At 71.0% G+C, this 18188-nt stretch carries 21 protein-coding genes and 2 pseudogenes; 11 read left to right on the plus strand and 12 right to left on the minus strand.

The genetic code is table 11. The features are described 5' to 3' along the window. Positions 1-345: 345 nt before the first annotated feature. Entirely contained in the window at positions 346-1350 is a 1005-nt protein-coding gene (locus LUX31_RS02105; RefSeq protein ID WP_235472793.1) for a helix-turn-helix domain-containing protein, read from the minus strand. A gap of 63 nt (positions 1351-1413) precedes the next feature. Here LUX31_RS02105 and LUX31_RS02110 point away from each other — a divergent pair, with 63 nt between their 5' ends. Beyond that, positions 1414-2253 carry a phytanoyl-CoA dioxygenase family protein gene (locus tag LUX31_RS02110; RefSeq protein ID WP_235472794.1) on the plus strand — a complete coding sequence of 280 codons (840 nt, stop codon included), beginning with the start codon at positions 1414-1416 and terminating at the stop codon, positions 2251-2253. A gap of 19 nt (positions 2254-2272) precedes the next feature. On the opposite strand, the gene LUX31_RS02115 is transcribed toward LUX31_RS02110, so the two are convergent. After that, positions 2273-2653 carry a hypothetical protein gene (locus LUX31_RS02115; RefSeq protein ID WP_235472795.1) on the minus strand — a complete coding sequence of 127 codons (381 nt, stop codon included), beginning with the start codon at positions 2651-2653 and terminating at the stop codon, positions 2273-2275. A gap of 362 nt (positions 2654-3015) precedes the next feature. Next, complete coding sequence (locus tag LUX31_RS02120; protein WP_235472796.1) at positions 3016-3984, minus strand: aldo/keto reductase; 969 nt, start codon at positions 3982-3984, stop codon at positions 3016-3018. Positions 3985-4127: 143 nt separating this feature from the next. Between LUX31_RS02120 and LUX31_RS02125 the strand changes: the two genes are divergently transcribed. Beyond that, positions 4128-4994, plus strand: coding sequence for an endo alpha-1,4 polygalactosaminidase (locus LUX31_RS02125; protein WP_443045919.1), 867 nt, complete (start codon positions 4128-4130; stop codon positions 4992-4994). A gap of 46 nt (positions 4995-5040) precedes the next feature. Here LUX31_RS02125 and LUX31_RS02130 read toward each other — a convergent pair whose 3' ends face one another. Both LUX31_RS02130 and LUX31_RS02135 read right to left on the minus strand, forming a co-directional pair. Beyond that, on the minus strand, positions 5041-5244 hold the full coding sequence (locus tag LUX31_RS02130) for a hypothetical protein (RefSeq protein WP_235472797.1): 204 nt from the start codon (positions 5242-5244) through the stop codon (positions 5041-5043). A 346-nt stretch (positions 5245-5590) separates the two neighbouring features. Continuing rightward, complete coding sequence (locus tag LUX31_RS02135) at positions 5591-6130, minus strand: flavoprotein (protein ID WP_235472798.1); 540 nt, start codon at positions 6128-6130, stop codon at positions 5591-5593. A 158-nt stretch (positions 6131-6288) separates the two neighbouring features. Between LUX31_RS02135 and LUX31_RS02140 the strand changes: the two genes are divergently transcribed. Beyond that, positions 6289-6912 (plus strand): LysE/ArgO family amino acid transporter, encoded by a 624-nt coding sequence (locus LUX31_RS02140; RefSeq protein ID WP_235472799.1) that lies wholly within the window; start codon positions 6289-6291, stop codon positions 6910-6912. Between the two features lie 31 nt (positions 6913-6943). Here the strand turns inward: LUX31_RS02140 and LUX31_RS02145 are convergent, their stop codons facing one another. Continuing rightward, positions 6944-7384 carry a nuclear transport factor 2 family protein gene (locus tag LUX31_RS02145; protein WP_235472800.1) on the minus strand — a complete coding sequence of 147 codons (441 nt, stop codon included), beginning with the start codon at positions 7382-7384 and terminating at the stop codon, positions 6944-6946. Between the two features lie 148 nt (positions 7385-7532). On the opposite strand from LUX31_RS02145, the gene LUX31_RS02150 reads away from it, so the two are divergent. Further along, a complete protein-coding gene (locus LUX31_RS02150) occupies positions 7533-7982 on the plus strand; it encodes a nitroreductase family deazaflavin-dependent oxidoreductase (protein ID WP_235472801.1) in 450 nt (149 codons plus the stop codon). A gap of 67 nt (positions 7983-8049) precedes the next feature. Here the strand turns inward: LUX31_RS02150 and LUX31_RS02155 are convergent. The 3 genes and pseudogenes from LUX31_RS02155 to LUX31_RS02165 form a co-directional block, all read right to left on the minus strand. After that, positions 8050-8975: pseudogene (locus LUX31_RS02155) on the minus strand (cation diffusion facilitator family transporter). A gap of 65 nt (positions 8976-9040) precedes the next feature. Continuing rightward, positions 9041-9433: a VOC family protein gene (locus LUX31_RS02160; protein ID WP_235472802.1), complete on the minus strand. Its 393-nt coding sequence runs from the start codon at positions 9431-9433 to the stop codon at positions 9041-9043. A 74-nt stretch (positions 9434-9507) separates the two neighbouring features. Beyond that, entirely contained in the window at positions 9508-10236 is a 729-nt protein-coding gene (locus LUX31_RS02165; RefSeq protein ID WP_235472803.1) for a TetR/AcrR family transcriptional regulator, read from the minus strand. Between the two features lie 159 nt (positions 10237-10395). Here LUX31_RS02165 and LUX31_RS02170 point away from each other — a divergent pair. Both LUX31_RS02170 and LUX31_RS02175 read left to right on the plus strand, forming a co-directional pair. Then, positions 10396-10623, plus strand: a pseudogene (locus LUX31_RS02170) (amino acid transporter); the annotation flags it as partial. Positions 10624-10866: 243 nt separating this feature from the next. Further along, on the plus strand, positions 10867-12498 hold the full coding sequence (locus LUX31_RS02175) for an amidohydrolase (protein WP_235472804.1): 1632 nt from the start codon (positions 10867-10869) through the stop codon (positions 12496-12498). On the opposite strand, the gene LUX31_RS02180 is transcribed toward LUX31_RS02175, so the two are convergent. After that, positions 12499-12726 carry a hypothetical protein gene (locus tag LUX31_RS02180; protein WP_235472805.1) on the minus strand — a complete coding sequence of 76 codons (228 nt, stop codon included), beginning with the start codon at positions 12724-12726 and terminating at the stop codon, positions 12499-12501. Between the two features lie 87 nt (positions 12727-12813). Between LUX31_RS02180 and LUX31_RS02185 the strand changes: the two genes are divergently transcribed. The 3 genes from LUX31_RS02185 (at position 12814) to LUX31_RS02195 (ending at position 14363) form a co-directional block, all read left to right on the plus strand. Continuing rightward, positions 12814-13176 carry a DUF1304 domain-containing protein gene (locus LUX31_RS02185; RefSeq protein ID WP_235472806.1) on the plus strand — a complete coding sequence of 121 codons (363 nt, stop codon included), beginning with the start codon at positions 12814-12816 and terminating at the stop codon, positions 13174-13176. Further along, entirely contained in the window at positions 13173-13736 is a 564-nt protein-coding gene (locus LUX31_RS02190; protein WP_235472807.1) for a TetR/AcrR family transcriptional regulator, read from the plus strand. Before LUX31_RS02185 ends, LUX31_RS02190 begins: the two co-directional genes overlap by 4 nt. Before the next feature lie 195 nt (positions 13737-13931). Continuing rightward, positions 13932-14363, plus strand: a complete 432-nt coding sequence (locus LUX31_RS02195) for a hypothetical protein (protein ID WP_235472808.1) — start codon at positions 13932-13934, stop codon at positions 14361-14363. A gap of 95 nt (positions 14364-14458) precedes the next feature. On the opposite strand, the gene LUX31_RS02200 is transcribed toward LUX31_RS02195, so the two are convergent. After that, entirely contained in the window at positions 14459-15568 is a 1110-nt protein-coding gene (locus LUX31_RS02200) for an NAD(P)-dependent alcohol dehydrogenase (protein WP_235472809.1), read from the minus strand. A gap of 56 nt (positions 15569-15624) precedes the next feature. Beyond that, on the minus strand, positions 15625-17079 hold the full coding sequence (locus LUX31_RS02205; protein WP_235472810.1) for an aldehyde dehydrogenase family protein: 1455 nt from the start codon (positions 17077-17079) through the stop codon (positions 15625-15627). Between the two features lie 103 nt (positions 17080-17182). Here LUX31_RS02205 and LUX31_RS02210 point away from each other — a divergent pair, with 103 nt between their 5' ends. Both LUX31_RS02210 and LUX31_RS02215 read left to right on the plus strand, forming a co-directional pair. Further along, entirely contained in the window at positions 17183-17611 is a 429-nt protein-coding gene (locus tag LUX31_RS02210) for a MarR family winged helix-turn-helix transcriptional regulator (protein ID WP_235472811.1), read from the plus strand. Between the two features lie 177 nt (positions 17612-17788). Then, complete coding sequence (locus LUX31_RS02215) at positions 17789-18169, plus strand: anti-sigma factor antagonist (RefSeq protein WP_235472812.1); 381 nt, start codon at positions 17789-17791, stop codon at positions 18167-18169. Positions 18170-18188: the final 19 nt, after the last annotated feature.

Raw genomic sequence — 18188 nt, forward strand, 5'->3', positions numbered from 1 at the left:
ACGCCGCGTACGTGCAGGGGGAAAAGAGACTGTCCGCACGCCGACGTGCACACCTTTGCACAGCTCATCGAGCTGGAACAAGAGATCACGCCGTTTTCCGCATTCCGGTACGGACTAATACAGTTGACGGCGTGTCAATGGGATGCATCTTTGGGATTGCCACTGTATCAACATCCTCATTGCAAACGGTATTCACTTCGCTCGGGGGCCGTTTCGCAACCATTGGCGGCAGTCCACCACCGGTGGCGCAAAACCGTCCGTCCACGCCGTCCCGCCGACGCTTCCTGTGCGTTTCCCCAGCTCACGTTCCGGGTGTGTGGTAAATCCCTGCAACACACGGCGCCGTCACGGGAGTTGAACGGTTCCTTCACCTCGCCACCCAGAAGCCACCACAGAACCAATAGCATCATCGGTTACCGCTGGTACGCGCCTGCACAGCGTCCGGTACGCGCCCGGCGGCATCCCATGGCGTTCACGGAACACCCGGTTGAAGTGGAACGGGCTGGCGAAGCCGGAGGCGACGGCGACGCGTTCCACCGGCAGGTCGGTGGCCTCCAACAGCCGGGCCGCATGGCTCAGTCGGGCCTCGCGCAGTGCCCGCATCGGGGAACGGCCGAGCTGCTCGGTGAAGAGGTGCGCGAACCGCGAGGGCGAGAGCGCGACGCCCTCGGCGAGGGAGCGGACGGTGTGCGGGGCGGCGGGATCGGCGGCGATAAGGGCTTCCACGCGGCTCACCCGGACGTCGATTCCCGGCCGTTGTGGAAGGGGCCGGGCGGCCGCCGAGGCGAGCAGGACGATTTCCTCCAGGGAACAGAGGGCGAGTTCCCGGGCGGCGGTGCCGTGCGCGACGACTATCGGGCTCTCGGGCGGAGACGAAGCAGCGGAATCGGGCGGGGAATTGGGCGGCCTTGTGCCACTGCCCGGCCAGCGGGCGTCGGACAGCATTCGGGCGAACGCGGTCGCCATCCGGTCGTGCAGGGCCTCCGGGACCGGGGCGACGACGTACATGCCGTCGCCGACGGCGTACGGGCTCAGCCAGGGCGTCCAGGACGGGCGGGCCTGGCAGTGCGCCCACCAGAACCGCCAGTGCCGGGCGCCCGGTTGGACCTGATAGCGGTGGCGCACTCCGGGGCCGAGGGCGACCAGGTCCCCGGCGCCGGCCCGCACCCCGGCCGTGCCCTGGGTCAGCAGCCCGTGGCCGCCGGTCGTCCAGGTGAACAGCCAACTGTCGGCGCCCCGCGGCCGGTTGACGGCGTACCCCGGCCCTTCGTCGTAGCGCCCGACGGTCACCAGGCCGGGCGGTGGTGCGGGGACGGCGGTCTCGGGCAATCCGTCAGCGTTCACAGGCATCCTCCCCCGGGGTGCGGCGCCCCTAGTGTGACGGCGAGTCGCAGCGGACCGAAGGAGTGAACGATGACAGTCACAGGCATCGGCGCCGTCGGCGCTCCCATCCTGCCGGAGGAGGGGCGCCGACGGTTCGAGGAGGACGGATTCACCGTCGTACGGGGTCTGTTCGGGTACGAGGAGATCGCCGCGCTCCGTGCCGGATTCACGGCGCTGCACGCGGCCGGTCCGGTGCCGGGGCATTTCGAGCCGCGGCCGTCCGGGCAGGACGGGCGTCCGGCCGATCCGCTGGACGCGTATCCGCGCGTGATGCAGCCGCACGAGTTCCACGAGCCGTCGCTCGCCCTGTTGCTGGACCCCCGGCTGCGCTCCGTCCTCAAGGTGCTGCTCGGCGAGGAGGTGCTGGCCGCGCAGAGCATGTTCTATTTCAAGCCGCCGGGTGCGCGGGGCCAGGCGCTGCACCAGGACAACTTCTATCTCCGGGTCGAGCCGGGGACCTGTGTGGCCGCGTGGATCGCCTGCGAGCCGATCGACCGGGACAACGGCGGCCTGGAGGTCGTGCCGGGCACGCACCGGATGGACCTGTTCTGTCCGGAGGAGGCGGACGCCGGGGTGTCCTTCGCCCGGGAGTACGTGCCGCCGCCGCCCGGCCTGGCCACGGTGCCGGTCGACATGGCGCCGGGTGACGTCCTGTTCTTCAACGGCAGCCTGGTGCACGGCTCACAGCCCAACCGCAGCGCCGACCGGTTCCGCCGCTCGTTCATCGGGCACTACGTGGGCCGCTCGGCCGAGCGGATCGGCCACTTCTACCGCACGATCTCGATGGACGGCGACCGGGTCCGGCTGCGCGAGAGCGAGGGGGCGGGTCCGTGCGGTACGGAGTTCGGGGCGACGTCTGCGCCGCACTGACGGCGGCGCCCGGTCGGCGTCAACCGACCCTGGCGGCCTCGGTCAGCGCCGCGAGCCGGGGTCGGACGGCGCGCAACCGGCGCCGTATGTCGTCGGCCTCCGCGTGCGGCCGGCGCCCGCGCGACGCGACGTCGCTCCGTCTCGCGACCGTGGTGCGGCCGTCGGACAGGCGGTCCAACTCGCCCTCCAGCGTGCGCAGGGCACGCCCGAGCGAGCGGCTGCGGACGCCGTCGTCGGCCAGGCTGTCGAGGTCGCGCCGGGCCGCCGCCGTCGACTCCGCGGCGTCGGTGAGGATCGGCCGGCACTCGGTGCGGAACCGCGCGAGGGCGTCGAAGAGTTCGGCGCGCTCGTCCTGCCGTCGCGGTGGCTGTCGAGGATCCCGTCCCAGGTGCCGGACCACCCCCAGAACACCGTTGCCGCGTCGTCCAGCCGGGCCGCCGTGTCGTGCCTGGCGAGCGGGGTCCACGCGTCGAGATCGGTGAAGTAGTCGGCATAGAAGGTGTTGTGCCGGGTGAGGACCGCCTCGGTGCCGGCCACCAGTTGCTGGCACTGTGCGCGGTTCAGGCCGATCCGCTCGTCGATGAGCCGCTGCACCTCGTCCCGCAGGAAGGTGATGCGCCGCAGGCTCACCTCGACCTCGTAGAACCCCGCCGCCGCGTCCCGCAGCGCCTGCTCCCGCTTCCGTCCGCCCCGCCCCCACGGCCACATACGCCGCCCCCTCCCCGTATGTGGCGCGATCATGCCACGGCCGGTCCGGAGCGGTCAGTGGCCGCTGATCGGGTGCGGGGTGTACGGCTGCCCGAGTTCCTCGATCTCCTTGTCGGTGAGGTCGAGGTCCACGGCGGCCACGGCGTCGTCGATGTGGTGCGGCTTGGTCGCGCCGACGATCGGGGCGGTCACCGGACTCTGCCGGAGCAGCCAGGCAAGGGCCACCTGCGCACGCGGGACCTCCCGCTGGGCCGCGATACGGGCGACCGCCTCGACGATCGTGCGGTCGCCCTCCGGGTAGAGGGTGCGGCCGAAGTCGTCGCGCTCGCTGCGCTCGGTGGCGGTGCCCCAGTCGCGGGTGAGCCGGCCACGGGCGAGCGGGCTCCACGGCAGGACGCCGACGCCCTGGTCGGCGCAGAGGGGCAGCATCTCGCGCTCCTCCTCGCGGTAGAGGAGGTTGTAGTGGTTCTGCATGGACACGAACCGGGTCCAGCCGTGCTCCCGGGCCGTGTACTGGGCCTTCGAGAACTGCCAGGCGTACATCGAACTCGCCCCGATGTAGCGGGCCTTGCCCGCCTTGACGACGTCGTGCAGCGCCTCCATGGTCTCCTCGACCGGGGTGACGGAGTCGTAGCGGTGGATCTGGTAGAGGTCGACGTAGTCGGTGCCGAGGCGGGTGAGGCTGTGGTCGATCTCGGCGAGGATCGCCTTGCGGGACAGACCGCCGCCGTTGGGCCCGGGCCGCATCCGACCGTGCACCTTCGTGGCCAGCACGATCTCGTCCCGGCGGGCGAAGTCGGCGAGCGCCCTGCCGACGATCTCCTCGCTGGTGCCGTCGGAGTAGATGTTCGCCGTGTCGAAGAAGTTGATCCCGGCGTCGAGGGCCTGCCGGATCAACGGCCGCGAGGCCTCCTCGTCGAGGGTCCACTCGTGGGCGCCGCGATCGGGAAGGCCGTAGCTCATACAGCCCAGACAGATCCGCGACACGTCCAGTCCGGTCGAACCGAGCTTCACGTACTGCATCGTTGCTGCTCCCGCCTTCGGCTGACGTAACGGGTACCGGAGCGAGCCTACGTCCTGGCGTGATCACCGGCTCGTGCGGTGTCGGACCTCCGCGCACCGGGGCCCGCTTGACTGCGGGCATGCCGGGCGCTTGGATCTTGGTCGTGAAGATCGAGTCCGGCCCAAGTCGCCGGCAGCGCCACGGTGTCCGGGGCGGGATCGTGCTGGCGGCCGTCTGCGCGGCCCTGTGGGGGCTGACGGCGTGCGGTTCGCCGTCGAAGGCGAACGACGAGGACGAGCCGCGGTCGACGCCCTCGGCCGAGGTCCGACTGCCGCCGCTGAACGCCGGTTTCGACTACCAGATCGGCGGCGCCTACCCTCCTCCGGCGGGTGTGCGCATCGTCAGCCGCGACCGTACGGCGGCTCCCGCGCCCGGCCTGTACAACATCTGCTACGTCAACGCCTTCCAGGCCCAGCCCGATGCCGAGAAGTCCTGGCCCGCCGATCTGCTGCTGCGGGACTCGGACGGCGAGGTCGTCATCGACGAGGACTGGGACGAGGCGCTGCTCGACATCGGTACGGCGGCGAAGCGGAAGCGGATCGCGGCGCGGGTGAACGAGTGGATCGACGGCTGCGCCGACAAGGGCTTCGACGCGGTCGAGCCCGACAACTACGACAGCTACACCCGCTCCGACGCCCTCCTGACCGCCGCCGACGCCACCGCCTTCGTCACCCTCCTCTCCCGGCACGCGCACACCCGTGGGCTGGCCATCGGGCAGAAGAACACCGTGGAACTGGCCGGACTCAGGAAGAAGGCCGGACTGGACTTCGCGGTCGCGGAGGAGTGCGGTGAGTTCGACGAATGCGGGGAGTACGCGGAGGCGTTCGACGACCGGGTCGTGGTGATCGAGTACACCGACTCCGGGCTGCACAAGGCCGTCGCGACCTTCGGTGACCGGCTGAGCATCGTCCGCAGGGATGTCGGCGTGTCGACGCCGGACAGCGCCGAGTACCTCCGCAAGACCCGCTGACCGGCCAACACCCCTGATCTCACCCGGAGTCGAGGCCGGAACATGATCATCGCCCCCTGTTCGGGCGTCGCTCCTGCTTCGCGGAGGACGTCGGGCTGCTGTTCGCCGCGCGTACCGGGTTCGACGTACCGGCGGGGCTGCCCGTCACCGAAGTCACCGGGCTGGCCGAGCCGTTCGCGCTGGAGCTGCTGCGCGAGGCCGTCGCCGGACCGCTGGACGCGCGGGTCGCGGCGCGAATCGTGACCGCCACCGCCGGGAACCCCCTCGCGCTGGCGGACCTCGGCCAGGAACTGTCCGCCGACCAGCTGGCGGGCGGCCTCGCGCTGCCCGAACCGCTCCCGGTGGGCGGGCGGTTGGCGGCGCACTACCTCCAACAGGTCCGCGCACTGCCGGAGTCCACGCAGACCTGGCTGCTGCTGGCCGCCGCCGAACCGGGCGGCGACCTCGGCTATGTCACGGGCGCGGCCGAGCGGCTGGGGATCGGCCCGGAGGCGTCCGGTCCGGCCGAGACCGCCCGGCTGGTGATGCTGCGGGCCACCGCCGCGTTCCGGCATCCGCACTGGACATCGCCATGTGACCGATCACTGTGTGACCGATCACTGTGTGACGAGCAGCTCCAGCCCCCGCTCCCACCCGAACTCCGGCCGCGCGTCGCCCTCTTGAACCTCTCCGGCGTACGGATCCCCGAACCGCACGCCCATCCCGCGCAGCCGTTCCAGACTGGCCCGGTACGCGGGATGGGCAGCCAACGCCTCGCCCACGCACGGCAGTACGGCGATCGGCACCCCCATCCCGTACACCTCGCACAGCGTGCCCAGCGCGAGGGTGTCGGCGATGCCGGCCGCCCACTTGTTGAGGGTGTTGAAGGTGGCGGGCGCGACGAGCACGGCGTCCGGCGCCGGGAAGGGCCGTGGATCACCGGGCTTGCGCCACGCGGACCTGATCGGGCGCCCGGTCTGCGCCTCGACGGCGGCCGGGTCGAAGAACCCCATCGCCAGGGGCGTCGCGATGACCCCGACCTCCCAGTCCCGTTCCTGCGCGGCGGTGATCAACTTGCTGATGTCGGAGGCGATTCCGGCGGCGCAGACGATGACGTAGAGGAAGGGCTTCGGGGCCTGTCGGGTCGTCTCGGTCATCCGGAAACCCTAAATGAGTTGCCGGTACCCAGTCTCCGCCTCCAGGATCACGCCATGTCCACGATCGATGCCCTCCTGCCGCTGATGTCCGCCGCCGCTCGTCCGGTGCGGTTCCAGCAGCAGCCCGGCCGTCCCCGGAGGCCCGCGCTTCCCCGGTCATGACGGCCGCGCTGGTCGCGGGGCTGCTCGCGGGGTACGGCATCGCCATCCCCGTCGGCGCCGTCACGACGTATCTCGTCTCCCTCACCGCCCGTACGTCCCTCAGGACCGGTGTCTGTGCCGCGCTCGGCATCGCCACCGCCGACGGGCTCTACGCCCTGCTGGCCGCCCTCGGGGGTTCCGCGCTGGCCGGTGCCCTGCAGCCGGTGCTGGTGCCGCTGCGCTGGGCCTCCGCCCTGGTGCTGGCCGTGCTCGCGCTCCGGGGCGGGCTCGGCGCCCTGCGCCAGTACCGCGGCGGCGGGCTCTCCACCCGCGCCGACCCGACACCGCCCAGTCCGCTCCGGGCGTTCCTCCTGCTGGTCGGCATCACGCTGCTCAACCCCACCACCGTGATCTACTTCGCCGCCCTGGTGCTCGGCAGCCGGGCCTCGGACGCCGTATCCCCTTGGGAACAAGGGGTGTTCGTGCTCGCGGCCTTCCTCGCCTCGGCCAGCTGGCAGCTGCTGGTCGCCTCCGGCGGCGCCCTGCTCGGCCGGGCGCTCACGGGCCGGCGCGGGCGGCTGGTGACGGCGCTCGTGTCCAGCGCGGTGATCATGGCGCTGGCCGTGCGGATGGTGGTGTAGCTGACATGACGCACGGCCGCGGGCGACTTCCTCAGTCGGCGTCCGGTGCGAAGGCCCGGGCGACGGCGAGGCTGTCCTCGTACACGTGATGGCGTACGACGAGACCGTCCCGGACGGTCAGGTGCAGGGCGAACCGGGCGCGGTAGGGGCGCCCGGTGGCCCTGGCTGTCTGCCGGATCTCGCCCAGCACGACCGCGTCCTCGCCGTCGACCAGCACCCGTTCGATCTCGGTGGCGGCCTCGCCGGGGACATGGTGGGCGGCCAGGTCGCGGAAGTGGGCGGCGGCGTCCGCGCGGCCGGCGCGATGGCGGATCCACGGGGTGGCGGCGCGGCCGTGCTCGTCCTCCGGCCAGTTCAGCCGCCAGTCGAACTCCTCCGCGTACAGGTCCGCGATCCGCTCCGGATCGCCCTCGCCGATCCGGGCCAGCAGATCTGCCACGACGGTACGGGTGGTGGTGGTTGCGGATGTCATGCGTCCCACTGTGGCCGAGTACGCCGGCCACAGGCGATTACCTCGCGGGTAAGGCCGCTTCGAACGCGCCGCGGATGAATAAGCTCCGCCCAGGTGTTCACCCCTCATGAGCAGCAGTCACACGCGACGAGACGACGGGACGTGAGCCATGCCTCTTGAGGGCGAGTACGAAGCCAGTCCGACCCAGTGGGTGCGGGAGCAGGTGGAGTTGTACGAGAGCTCCGGCGGCACCAAGGGAACGACCCTGATGGACACCGGTATGCCGGTGATCCTGCTGACCACCCGGGGTGCCCGGAGCGGCAAGATCCGCAGGACACCGCTGATGCGGGTGGAGCACGAGGGCGTGTACGCGGTGGTCGCCTCGCTGGCCGGCGCCCCCAGGCATCCGGTCTGGTACCACAACGTCCTCGCCGATCCCCACGTCGACCTCCAGGACGGGCCGGTGCGCCAGGACTTCGTCGCCCGTGAGGTGACCGGCGAGGAGAAGGCCACGTGGTGGGAGCGGGCGGCCGCCGCGTATCCCCCGTACGCCGACTACCAGAAGAAGACCGACCGGGAGATCCCGGTGTTCGTCCTCGAACCGGCCGACGGGAACTGATCCCCGCCGGGGAAAAGAAATTCTGGTTCCGGGAGGCATGAAGTCCTCACCCCCGGGCACCCGAGCCTCAGGCCCCGCCGCGCTCCCCCGTCGCGGCGGGGCTCTTCGCTGCCTCCTTCGCGTCCGCGTCGGTCACGTCGAGGAAGATCTCGCCGGTCTCGGGGACCGCGCGGGCCACGGAACGCTTGATGCGTACGGCGATCTCCTCGACCCGCTCGCTGTCCAGACCGGGGACGAGATCGATCCGGGCGGCCACGAGCGTGGAGTCGAGCCCCATCTTCATCGTGAACAGGGCCTCCACGCTGTCGATCTCGGGCTGGGCCGCCAGCAGTTCGCGGATCTCGCGGCTCAGCTCCGGATCGGCGGCCTCACCGACGAGCTGGGCGCGCGCGTCCCGGCCGAGCCAGTAGGCGACGCAGACGAGCAGTACCCCGATGGCGAGGGAGGCGGACGCCTCCCACACGACCTGCCCGGTGACCATGTGCAGGACCATGCCCACGAGGGCGAGCGTCACGCCGAGCACGGCGGTTCCGTCCTCGGCGATCACCGTACGCAGAGCGGGATCGCGCAGAGCGCCCGTACCGCCGGCAGCGCCTTCCCGGCGCGCCTGGTGTACGGCCCGCAGCAGTGAGGCGCCCTCCGCGAGCAGCGCGACCCCGAGCACGGCCAGGCCCACCACATAGCCGTCGAAGGACTCCTCGGCGCCGCCCCTGAACGCCTCCACGCCCTGGAAAAAGGAGAAACAGCCGCCCATGACGAAGATGCCGACGGCCGCGAGCAGCGACCAGAAGAACCGTTCCTTGCCGTAGCCGAAGGGGTGCCGCCGGTCGGCGGGGCGGCGGCTGCGGCGCAGGGCGGCGAGCAGGAAGACCTCGTTGAGGCTGTCCGCCACGGAGTGCGCGGCCTCGGACAGCAGTGCGGGCGACCCGCTGACGAGCCCGCCCACTGCCTTGGCGAGACGATCAGCAGATTGGCGCCCAACGCCACCAGCACGGTCAGCCGCGTCCGCCGGTCCGCGGACGACGTAGCCCCCGCTTCCCTCCCGTCCCCACGAGCCGTCAAAGCTGCTCGGACGCCGTCGGTGTGTCCCGGCGGAGGGTGAAGGTGTGGCCGGCCGGGTCGGCGTACCCCCGCTCCTCGTACGGTGTACCGGCGTCGTTCGTCTCCAGGGCGCGTCCGCCGAGCCCGACCACCCTGCGTTCCGCCTCGTCGAGATCGCTCACGCGGAAGTCCAGGTGGACCTGGAAGGAAGCCTCGGCACGCGGCCAGCTCGGCGGGGTCATGTTCGCGTCGAGGCGGAACTCCATCCGGGTTCCCTCGGCGGCCCTGATCTCGATGCGGTTGACGGTCGTCACCGTCTCCTCGGCCTCCAGCAACTCCATGTAGAACGCGGCGAGTTTCTCAGGTTCGGCACAATCCAGCACCACGACGCCTGCTGTCACCAAGGTCATGCTTCCTCCGTACGGAGTCCGGGGCGGGTCCGGTCGCCGCTGCCCTCTCTGGTCGGGTACCCCGCCCACCGGAATCACACGGGATGCGCGCCGCCGGGCGCGGTGAGCTGCGCGAGACGGGCCGCCGCCGCTGTCAGGAACAGGTCGAGGGCAGCGGGGTAGGAGCTGTGCCGCATGTCCATCACGAGATGGCGGGCGGTCGCGTTGATGTGCGGGTGGGTGTCGGCGGGCAGCCGGGCGTAGGTCGCCCGCCACACCGCCGCCTCCGCCTCACGGGCGGCCTTCGGCAGCGCCGCGTTCGCCGAGTCGAGAGCCCCGAAGGCGAGCGCCTGGTCGACGAAGGCGTGGTAGATCCGTACGGCCTCGGCGTCCGGGAACCCTGCGCCGCGCAGCACACCGAGGCCCGTCTCCACGGCCTGGATCTCGTACGCCCGTCCGGTCACCCGGAACGAGCTGAGCACCGCCGCCTGCGGCTGGGCGAGCGCTCCGGCGTGCATCCGCAGGCCGAGATCCCGCAGGTCGGCGCGCCAGTCGCCGCTGGGGCGCCAGGTACGCAGCGTACGGCCGATCAACTCGTCGGCGATGGCGAGCATCAGCTCGTCGGTGTCGCGGAAGTAGCGGTACAGGGCGCTCGGGTCGGCGCCGAGGGCGCGGCCGAGGCGGCGCACGGAGAGGGCCTCGGCGCCGTGTTCGCCGAGCAGCCGCATCGCCGTCTCGACGATCAGCTCCTCGGAGAGGACGACGCCCTGCTTGGTGGGGCGTCTGCGCCGCCGGGCGGCGGGCGGGACGACACGGTCGCTCATCGGCTTCCTCCTGGGCGGTCGCTCACGACCCTGCCTGCGTGGCGCGGTGGGCCGGCGCGGGCACCTTATGACAACACCGTTGACCTGTTAAGGTCCCGGGCAGTTTCATGTGCGTTCACCGGGGTCGACCGAGGCCCCCGGGTGTGAGCGGAGACCGCCATGACCGACCCCCAGCCCTACGGCGCACCCCCAGCCGCGCTGCGCAAGTCCCTCGGTGTGCTGGACGGCGTCGCCATCGCCGCGTCCAGCACGGCTGCCACGACGAGCATCGGCATCGGTCTCGGGGTCACGGCCGGGGTGGTCGGGCTGTATCTGCCCTCGATCATGCTGCTGGCGTTCCTGCCGATCCTGGGCATCGCGGGCGCCTACTCCCGGCTGAACATGGTCGCGTCCGGTTTTCTGGCCGCCGCGTGGGCGAAGTGGGGACGTAGGTCTCCGTACTTCAGCACCGGCCTGGGTACCGACGCTGATGCGCCGCAGCTGCTTGCGGTGACGGAGGCGTCGTCTGCAGGCTAGCGGTTCATTTGTCTGCGGGCCGGTGGGGGCTGGTCACGCAGTTCCCCGCGCCCCTTTGGGGCGCGCCCATCGCCCCCTCTCTTCCCACTCCCCCACAACTCAAGGAAACGGAACATGCACGCTGATCTCCTCTTCACCGGTGGTCCGGTCTTCGCCCCCGGGAATCCCATGGCCGTCGCGGTCAGCGGCGGGCGGATCGTCGCTGTGGGGCGGGGCGAGGTGAACGATCTGGTCGGGCCGGGGACCGAGGCGGTCGATCTCGCGGGGCGGCTGCTGCTGCCGGGCTTTCAGGACGCGCACGTCCATCCGCTGCCGGCCGGGCTGGAGATGACCCAGTGCGATCTGACGGGCGCGAAGACCGCCGAGGACACGGTGGCCGTCGTCCGCGCGTACGCCCTCGCGCATCCCGAGCGGGAGTGGATCACGGGCGGCGGCTGGTCCATGGAGGCCTTCGAAGGGGGCACGCCCACCCGGGAGTCGCTGGACGCGGTGGTCGCGGACCGGCCGGTGTATCTGCCCAACCGGGACCATCACGGGGCCTGGGTCAACACCCGTGCCCTCGAACTCGCGGGCGTCACCCGGGACACCCCGGACCCTGCTGACGGCCGCTTCGAGCGGGACGCCTCGGGCGAGCCGACCGGCATGCTCCAGGAAGGGGCCATGGAGTACGTGGGCCGGCTGACCCCGCCGGTCACGGCGGCGGAACGACGGGCGGCGCTGCTGTCCGCTCAGCGCCGGCTGCACTCGCTCGGTGTCACGGCCTGGCAGGACGCGCTGGTCGGCTCCTTCCTCGGCATGGAGGACCCGTCGGAGACGTATCTCGCCGCCGCCCGGGACGGGTCGCTGACCGCGCGGGTGGTCGGCGCGCTGTGGTGGGACCGGGAGCGCGGGGCCGAGCAGATCCCCGAACTCGTGGCGCGGCGGGCCGCGTTGAGCGGGGGCAGGTTCCGGGCGGGCAGTGTGAAGCTGATGCTGGACGGGGTCGCCGAGACGGGCACGGCCGCACTGCTCGACCCCTACCTCGACAAGTGCGGCTGCGTCACCGCGAACCGGGGCACGAGTTTCGTGGACGCGGCCGAACTGCCGAAGTACGTCACGCAGTTGGACGCCCTCGGTTTCCAGTGCCACTTCCACGCGCTGGGCGACCGGGCCGTACGGGACGCCCTGGACGCCGTCGAGGCCGCGCGCGCGGCGAACGGGCCGAGCGACACCCGGCCGCATCTGGCCCATCTCCAGGTGGTCCACCCGGACGACGTGCCGCGCTTCGCCCGGCTCGGCGCGGTCGCCAACATCCAGGCGCTGTGGGCCATGCACGAACCCCAGATGGACGACCTGACCATCCCCTTCCTCGGTCCCGAACGGGCGGCGTGGCAGTACCCGTTCGGCGCGCTGCTGCGCTCCGGGGCCACTCTGGCGGCGGGCAGCGACTGGCCGGTCAGCAGCCCCGACCCGCTCCAGGCGATCCACGTCGCGGTCAACCGCGCGGCACCGGGTTCCGCGTCGCCCCGGGTGTTCCTCCCCGCCGAACGCATCGGTCTGACGGCCGCCCTCACGGCGTACACCGCGGGTTCGGCGTACGCCAACCACCTGGACGACACGGGCAGCGTGCGCGTCGGGGCGCTGGCCGACCTGACGGTCCTGGACCGCGATCCGTACGCGGGGCCCCCGGAGGCGATCGCGGAGACGAAGGTGGCGCTCACCTATGTGGGCGGTGAGCGGGTGTACGCGGCGGAGGGGGCAGCCTGACTACCGGCCCGTGCCCAGGCTCAGACGGAGTGTCAGGGACTGCGGTGCGAAGCCGTTCCGCTCGTAGAAACGTATGGCGTCCGTGTTGCCCGCGCAGGCGGTCACCTCGGCGTGCTCGGCGCCCTGCCCGCCGCCCAGCGGACGAAGGCGTCCACCAGGCGTGCCCCGGCCCCCGAACTCCGGTGCCCGCGTGCTCGCGCGGCCAGTCGGCGTCGACGCTCGGATCACGGGTGCCGGCGTCAGGTCGACTTGCTGGACAACCGTCCATGTATGCTGGACACCTGTCCAAGAATCCTACATAGGAGTTTGCCGAGCATGGAGACGGTCGCGAACGTGCTGGTCGGTCTGGTGGCCGCGCTGCACGCGTACATCCTGGTGCTGGAGATGTTCCTGTGGCAGCGTCCGCCGGGGCGCAAGTTCCACGGGTTCGACGCGGAGATGGCCCGTGCGACCGCCAAGATGGCCGCCAACCAGGGGCTCTACAACGGGTTTCTCGCGGCGGGCCTGGTCTGGGGGCTGATCGCCGCCGATCCGACCGGGTTCCGGGCGCAGGTCTTCTTCCTCTCCTGTGTGATCGTGGCCGGCGTCTACGGCGCCGCGACGGCGAACCGGCGCATCCTGTTCGCCCAGGCGCTGCCCGGCGCCATCGCCCTGGCCGCCGTCCTCGTCGCGCGGTGACCCGCGGCGAGCCCGAGGACTCGCGGGCCGCCCGCACCCGGGCCAAGCTGCGCGAGGCCCTGCTGGCGGAGTGCGCCGAGCATCCGCTGGCGGAGGTCAGCGTCGCCGCGCTGGTGCGCGGGGCGGGGGTCGGACGGGCCACCTTCTACGTCCACTATCCCGACCTGGAGGCGCTGGCCGTCGACGCCTGCGCCGATGTCGTACGGGAGGCGGTGGACGCCCTGCATGCCTGGCGTGGCCGACCCGACCCGGTGATCGCGCCGGTCGCGCTCGTGGAGTTCTTCACGGACCTCACCCCGCACACCGCGCTGTACCGGGCCCTGCTGAGCCCGGGCGGCGGGGGCCCGTTGGGCCAGGTACTGCACCGGGACCTGCGTGCCCGGAGCCTCGCGGAACGCGAACTCGCGGGCGCGGCGGACGCGCCGCTGGTCGCCTCGGCGGTGGCCGCCACCTTCGCGGGGGTCCTGGCGGACTGGCTGCACGGCCGGATCGAGGCGACGTCGGAGGAAATCGCGCACCAGGTGTGGCAGTTGCTGGTGGCGCTGCACCGGAGCCGGTGAGCACGACGCCGTCGACGGCGGCTCAGCCTTTGTCTGGACGCCATTTGCCGCAGACATGCGAAACCCAACAGGGTGCGCAATCCTGGGTTCAGTGCCTCATAGGGTGCGGCAGGCGGGGTTCCGGCAGGTCCCTGTTCACAACGCGGCCCAGTCCACGGCAACCGCACCTTTCCCGAACCGACAAGGAGACGGAATATGATGCGGAATTCGGCCAGGAAGCTCGCAGCAGTGGCGAGTTGCATCGTCGTTACAGTCGGCGGCCTCACGACAGGCGCCGTCACCGCCAACGCGGCACCGCAGGAGCGCTCAATCCCCAAGGCCGCCGCGCCCCCGTGCGTGAGCCATGAGTACGCGAAACCCTCGGAGACCCACGGCTACCCGGCATCCTTCCCTGGCGGCACCTGGCTCCGCCTGTCTCGCGGTTGCGACGAAATCTGGTTGAAGCCCAACACCAACCGGTACGTCAAGGTGTGCATCGGCTACAGAGACAACGTGCGGTGCCCGAGCAGCTACACATACGCCTACGCGAACACCTGGAATAAGCTCGCATCGGATGTCACGGCCGGAGTCCAGTACAAGTTCAACTTCCAAGGGAGCGGGGCGTCCTCCGGGCTGTACCACGGCTGACCAACCGTGACGCGGGTGACCGTCTGGTTCAGCACGTCCAAGGGCCGCCGAGCCACACACGCTCGACGGCCCGTCGGACCACAGGAACAGCCGCGTCAGCCGAAGGTAAGTACCGGCTTGATCGTCTTGCCCGCGCTCATGTCCCGTACCGCCTGGTCGATGTCCGCGAACGGGTAGGTGCTGATCAGGCGGTGCAGCGGGAGCCGTCCCGCCTTCACCAGGTCCACCAGGGCCGGGATGAAGGACTGCGTCTCGACGTCGCCCAGGGTGAGGCCGACGACGCGCTTGCCGCCGAGCATCCCGTTGACGTCCAGGGCGACCTCCGTGCCGAAGGGCGGGGCGCCGACCACAACGAGCGTGCCCCGCTGGGCGAGGGCGTCGACGCCCTGGCGGAGGACAGCGACGCTGCCGGTGGTCTCGACGACGCCGTCGGCGCCCTGGCCGTCGGTGATCCTCGCGACCGCCTCGCCGAGGTCGGACTCGCCCGCGTTGATCGTGTGGGTGGCGCCCAACTCCTTGGCCAGCGACAGGCGTTCGCCGACCTTGTCCACGGCGATGATCCTCGTCGCGGGGGTGAGCGCGGCCGCCATGACCGCCGAGAGGCCCACCGCTCCGGCGCCGAGGACCAGGACCGTGCTGCCCAGGCCCGGCTTCAGTACGTTCCAGACGGCGCCGACACCCGTCTGGACTCCGCAGCCCAGCGGGGCGATGGACTCCAGGGGTACGTCCGCGTCGACCTTGACCAGGCTGCGCTGATCGACCAACGCCCGCTCGGCGAACGAGGACTGGCCGAAGAAGTGGCCGCCCAGCTCCGTGCCGTCGCGGCTGATCGTGGCGGTGCCGTCGGCCCGGCGGCCCCCGAGGAGGTTCAGCGGCAGCCAGGTCACGCAGTACGCGGGGTGCCCGTCACGGCAGTTGCGGCAGCCGCCGCAGGAGGTGAAGGACAGGACGACATGGTCGCCGGGCTCGATGCCGGTGACGGCGGAGCCGACCGCCTCGACAACGCCCGCGCCCTCGTGCCCCAGAACTCCGGGAAGGGGGAAGGGCAGTCCGCCGCTCGCCACACCGAGGTCCGTGTGACACAGGCCCGTCGCGACCAGACGTACGAGGGCCTCGGTGGGCGCGGGGTCGGCCAGTTCGACGTCGGAGAGGGTGAAGGGGGCACCGCCGGACTCGACGACCGCGGCGCGGGTGGTGATGGACATACTGAACTCCCTTACGGGCTGAACGAGTTGGCGTGAATACGAGACAGCTGACGGACTCAGTCCAGCGAGACGACCACTGACTTGACCTTCGTGTACGCGGCCAGCGCCTCGGGGCCGTACTCGCGGCCGAAGCCGGAGTCCTTGACGCCGCCGAAGGGGATCGCGGGGTCGAGCATCGCCCAGTCGTTGACCCAGACGATGCCCGCCTGGAGCCGGTTCGCCACGCGGTGGGCGCGGGCCAGGTTGGTGGTCTGGACGCCCGAAGCCAGGCCGTACGGCGTGGAGTTGGCGAGCTGGACCGCCTCGTCCTCGGTGTCGAAGGGCTGGACGGTGAGGACCGGGCCGAAGATCTCCTCCTGGACGACCCGGGAGTCGTTGGCCAGGTCGGCGATCACCGTGGGCTTGTAGTAGTAGCCGCCGTCCAGGTCGAGCCGCTCGCCGCCGCAGACGATCCGGGCGCCCTCCTTGCGGGCCAGCGCCACGAACTCCTCGACCTTGCGCAGGTGCTTCTCCCCCGCCATCGGCCCCACGACCGTCTCGGGCTGCCGCGGGTCGCCGAGCGGGACGCCGGGCACCGCGTCGGCGAGGATGCCGAGCAGGGTCTCGTACACCGGGCGTGCGACCAGCAGGCGCGGGCCGCCCATGCAGAACTGGCCGGTGTTGAAGACGAAGCCCTTGATGACCGCGCCGACCGCCTTCTCGACGTCGGCGTCCTCGAAGACGATGTGCGCCGCGTTGCCGCCCAGCTCCATGGTGACCGGCTTGAGCGCCTCGCCAGCCGCGCTCGCCACATGGCGGCCGATGGCGGTGGAGCCGGTGAAGGCGATCTTGTCGATGCCGGGGTGGCGGAGGAGCGCCTCGCCCGCCACCGGGCCGGTGCCCGTGACGACGTTGACGACGCCGTCCGGTACGCCCGCCTCCTGGAGCAGCTTGGCCATGTAGAGGGCGCTGAGCGGGGTCTCGTCGGCGGGCTTGTGCACCACCGTGTTGCCTGCGGCCAGCGCCGGGCCGAGCTTGGAACCGGCCAGGATCAGCGGGAAGTTGAAGGGCGTGATCGCGGCGACGACGCCGATCGGGTCGCGCTTGGTGTAGGCGAGGGCGTTGTGGACCGTCTCGCGGGTCGCGCCGTCCAGCGAGAAGGCGAGGGCGGCGAAGTACTCGTAGTCGTTGGCCGCGTTCGTCACGTCGACCGCGTGGCACAGGCTGATCGGCTTGCCCACGTCGAGGCTCTCCAGCTGCGCGATCTCGTCCGCGTTCTCCCGGATGAGCTGGGCGACGCGGTTCAGGATCCGGCCGCGCTCGCGTCCGGTCGTCGCGGCCCACGGGCCGCTCTCGAAGGCCTCCCGCGCGGCACGCACGGCCGCGTCCACGTCGGCCGCCGACGCCTCCGCGACGGTCGCGACGACGGTGCCCCGGGACGGGTCGACCACCTCGGTACGCGCTCCGTCCGCCGCCTCGCGCCACTGTCCTCCGATGAACAGTCGCCCGGGTTCGATCTCCAAGGTGGCCATCACTACTCCTCAGCATCGTCGCCAAGATTTCAATCAACAGGATTCCTGTTGGTCCGCAGTCTGATTACAGACAGGTTTCCTGTCAATGCTCTAGTCTCGATCCATGGTCAGCACCAAGGCACCGCCCTCACTGCTCTACATGGTCAAACAGGTGGAGCTCGTAGTCCGCTCCCATCTGGACGAGCTGGTCAGACCAGCTGGAATCACCGCACTCCAGTACACCTCGCTCACCGTCCTGGAGCGACACGACGGCCTCTCCGCGGCCCAGCTGGCCCGTGACTCCTTCGTCACCGCGCAGTCCATCGCCGATCTCGTCCGGTCCCTGGAGAACCGCGGGCTCGTGCGGCGGGAGCGCAATCCACGCAATCGCAGAGAGCTGCTGATCCTGCTGACCGACGCCGGCCGCGAGCTGCTCGAACGCTTCACGGAACCCGTGCGGGAGCTGGAGGAACGGATGATCCGCGACCTCACCTCGCACCAGGCGGACCAGTTCCGTCAGGCCCTGTCCAAGGCCTGGCACTCGCTGTCGTAGTCCCGCCCCGCAGATCGCGGGAGGACGCGTGCGAGACTCACATCGATTTCGCAGACATATGTCAATCGAACATGCTCAAATTCACTCCATCGAGGGTAACTTGCAGGGCGGGGAAGTCACTTGTGCTCTCATCCGCGGGTCCCGTCACCTCAGCAGGCGGTTGGAGGCGATGTCGTAGTGCAGCAGGATCCTGCACCGCCCACCCGGCATCTGCGTGTCCACGAGGACCGTGGCCACACCGTGCTGGAGTTCCACGGCGAGATCGACATCGCCGCGGCCGTCGAGATCATCCCGCACCTGGACGCGGCGACCGGCCGTCCGGACGCCCGGATCGTGATCGACCTGACGGATGTCGAGTTCTTCGACTGCTCGGGGCTGCGTCTGTTGTACCGGGCCCGCCACCGGGTGCTCAGCCACGACGGCCGCCTCCACCTGGTCTGCACGCACCCGCTCACCCTGCGTGTCCTCAAGGTCACCGGCCTGGCCACCGTACTGCCGCCCGCGGCCTCGCTGGACGCGGCCCTGGGGCAGCCCGAGGCCACGTCCGGCACGTTATGACCCCGCCGGGCACCCAGTA

Source organism: Streptomyces sp. GQFP, from assembly GCF_021545335.1.
Classification (GTDB): Bacteria; Actinomycetota; Actinomycetes; order Streptomycetales; family Streptomycetaceae; genus Streptomyces.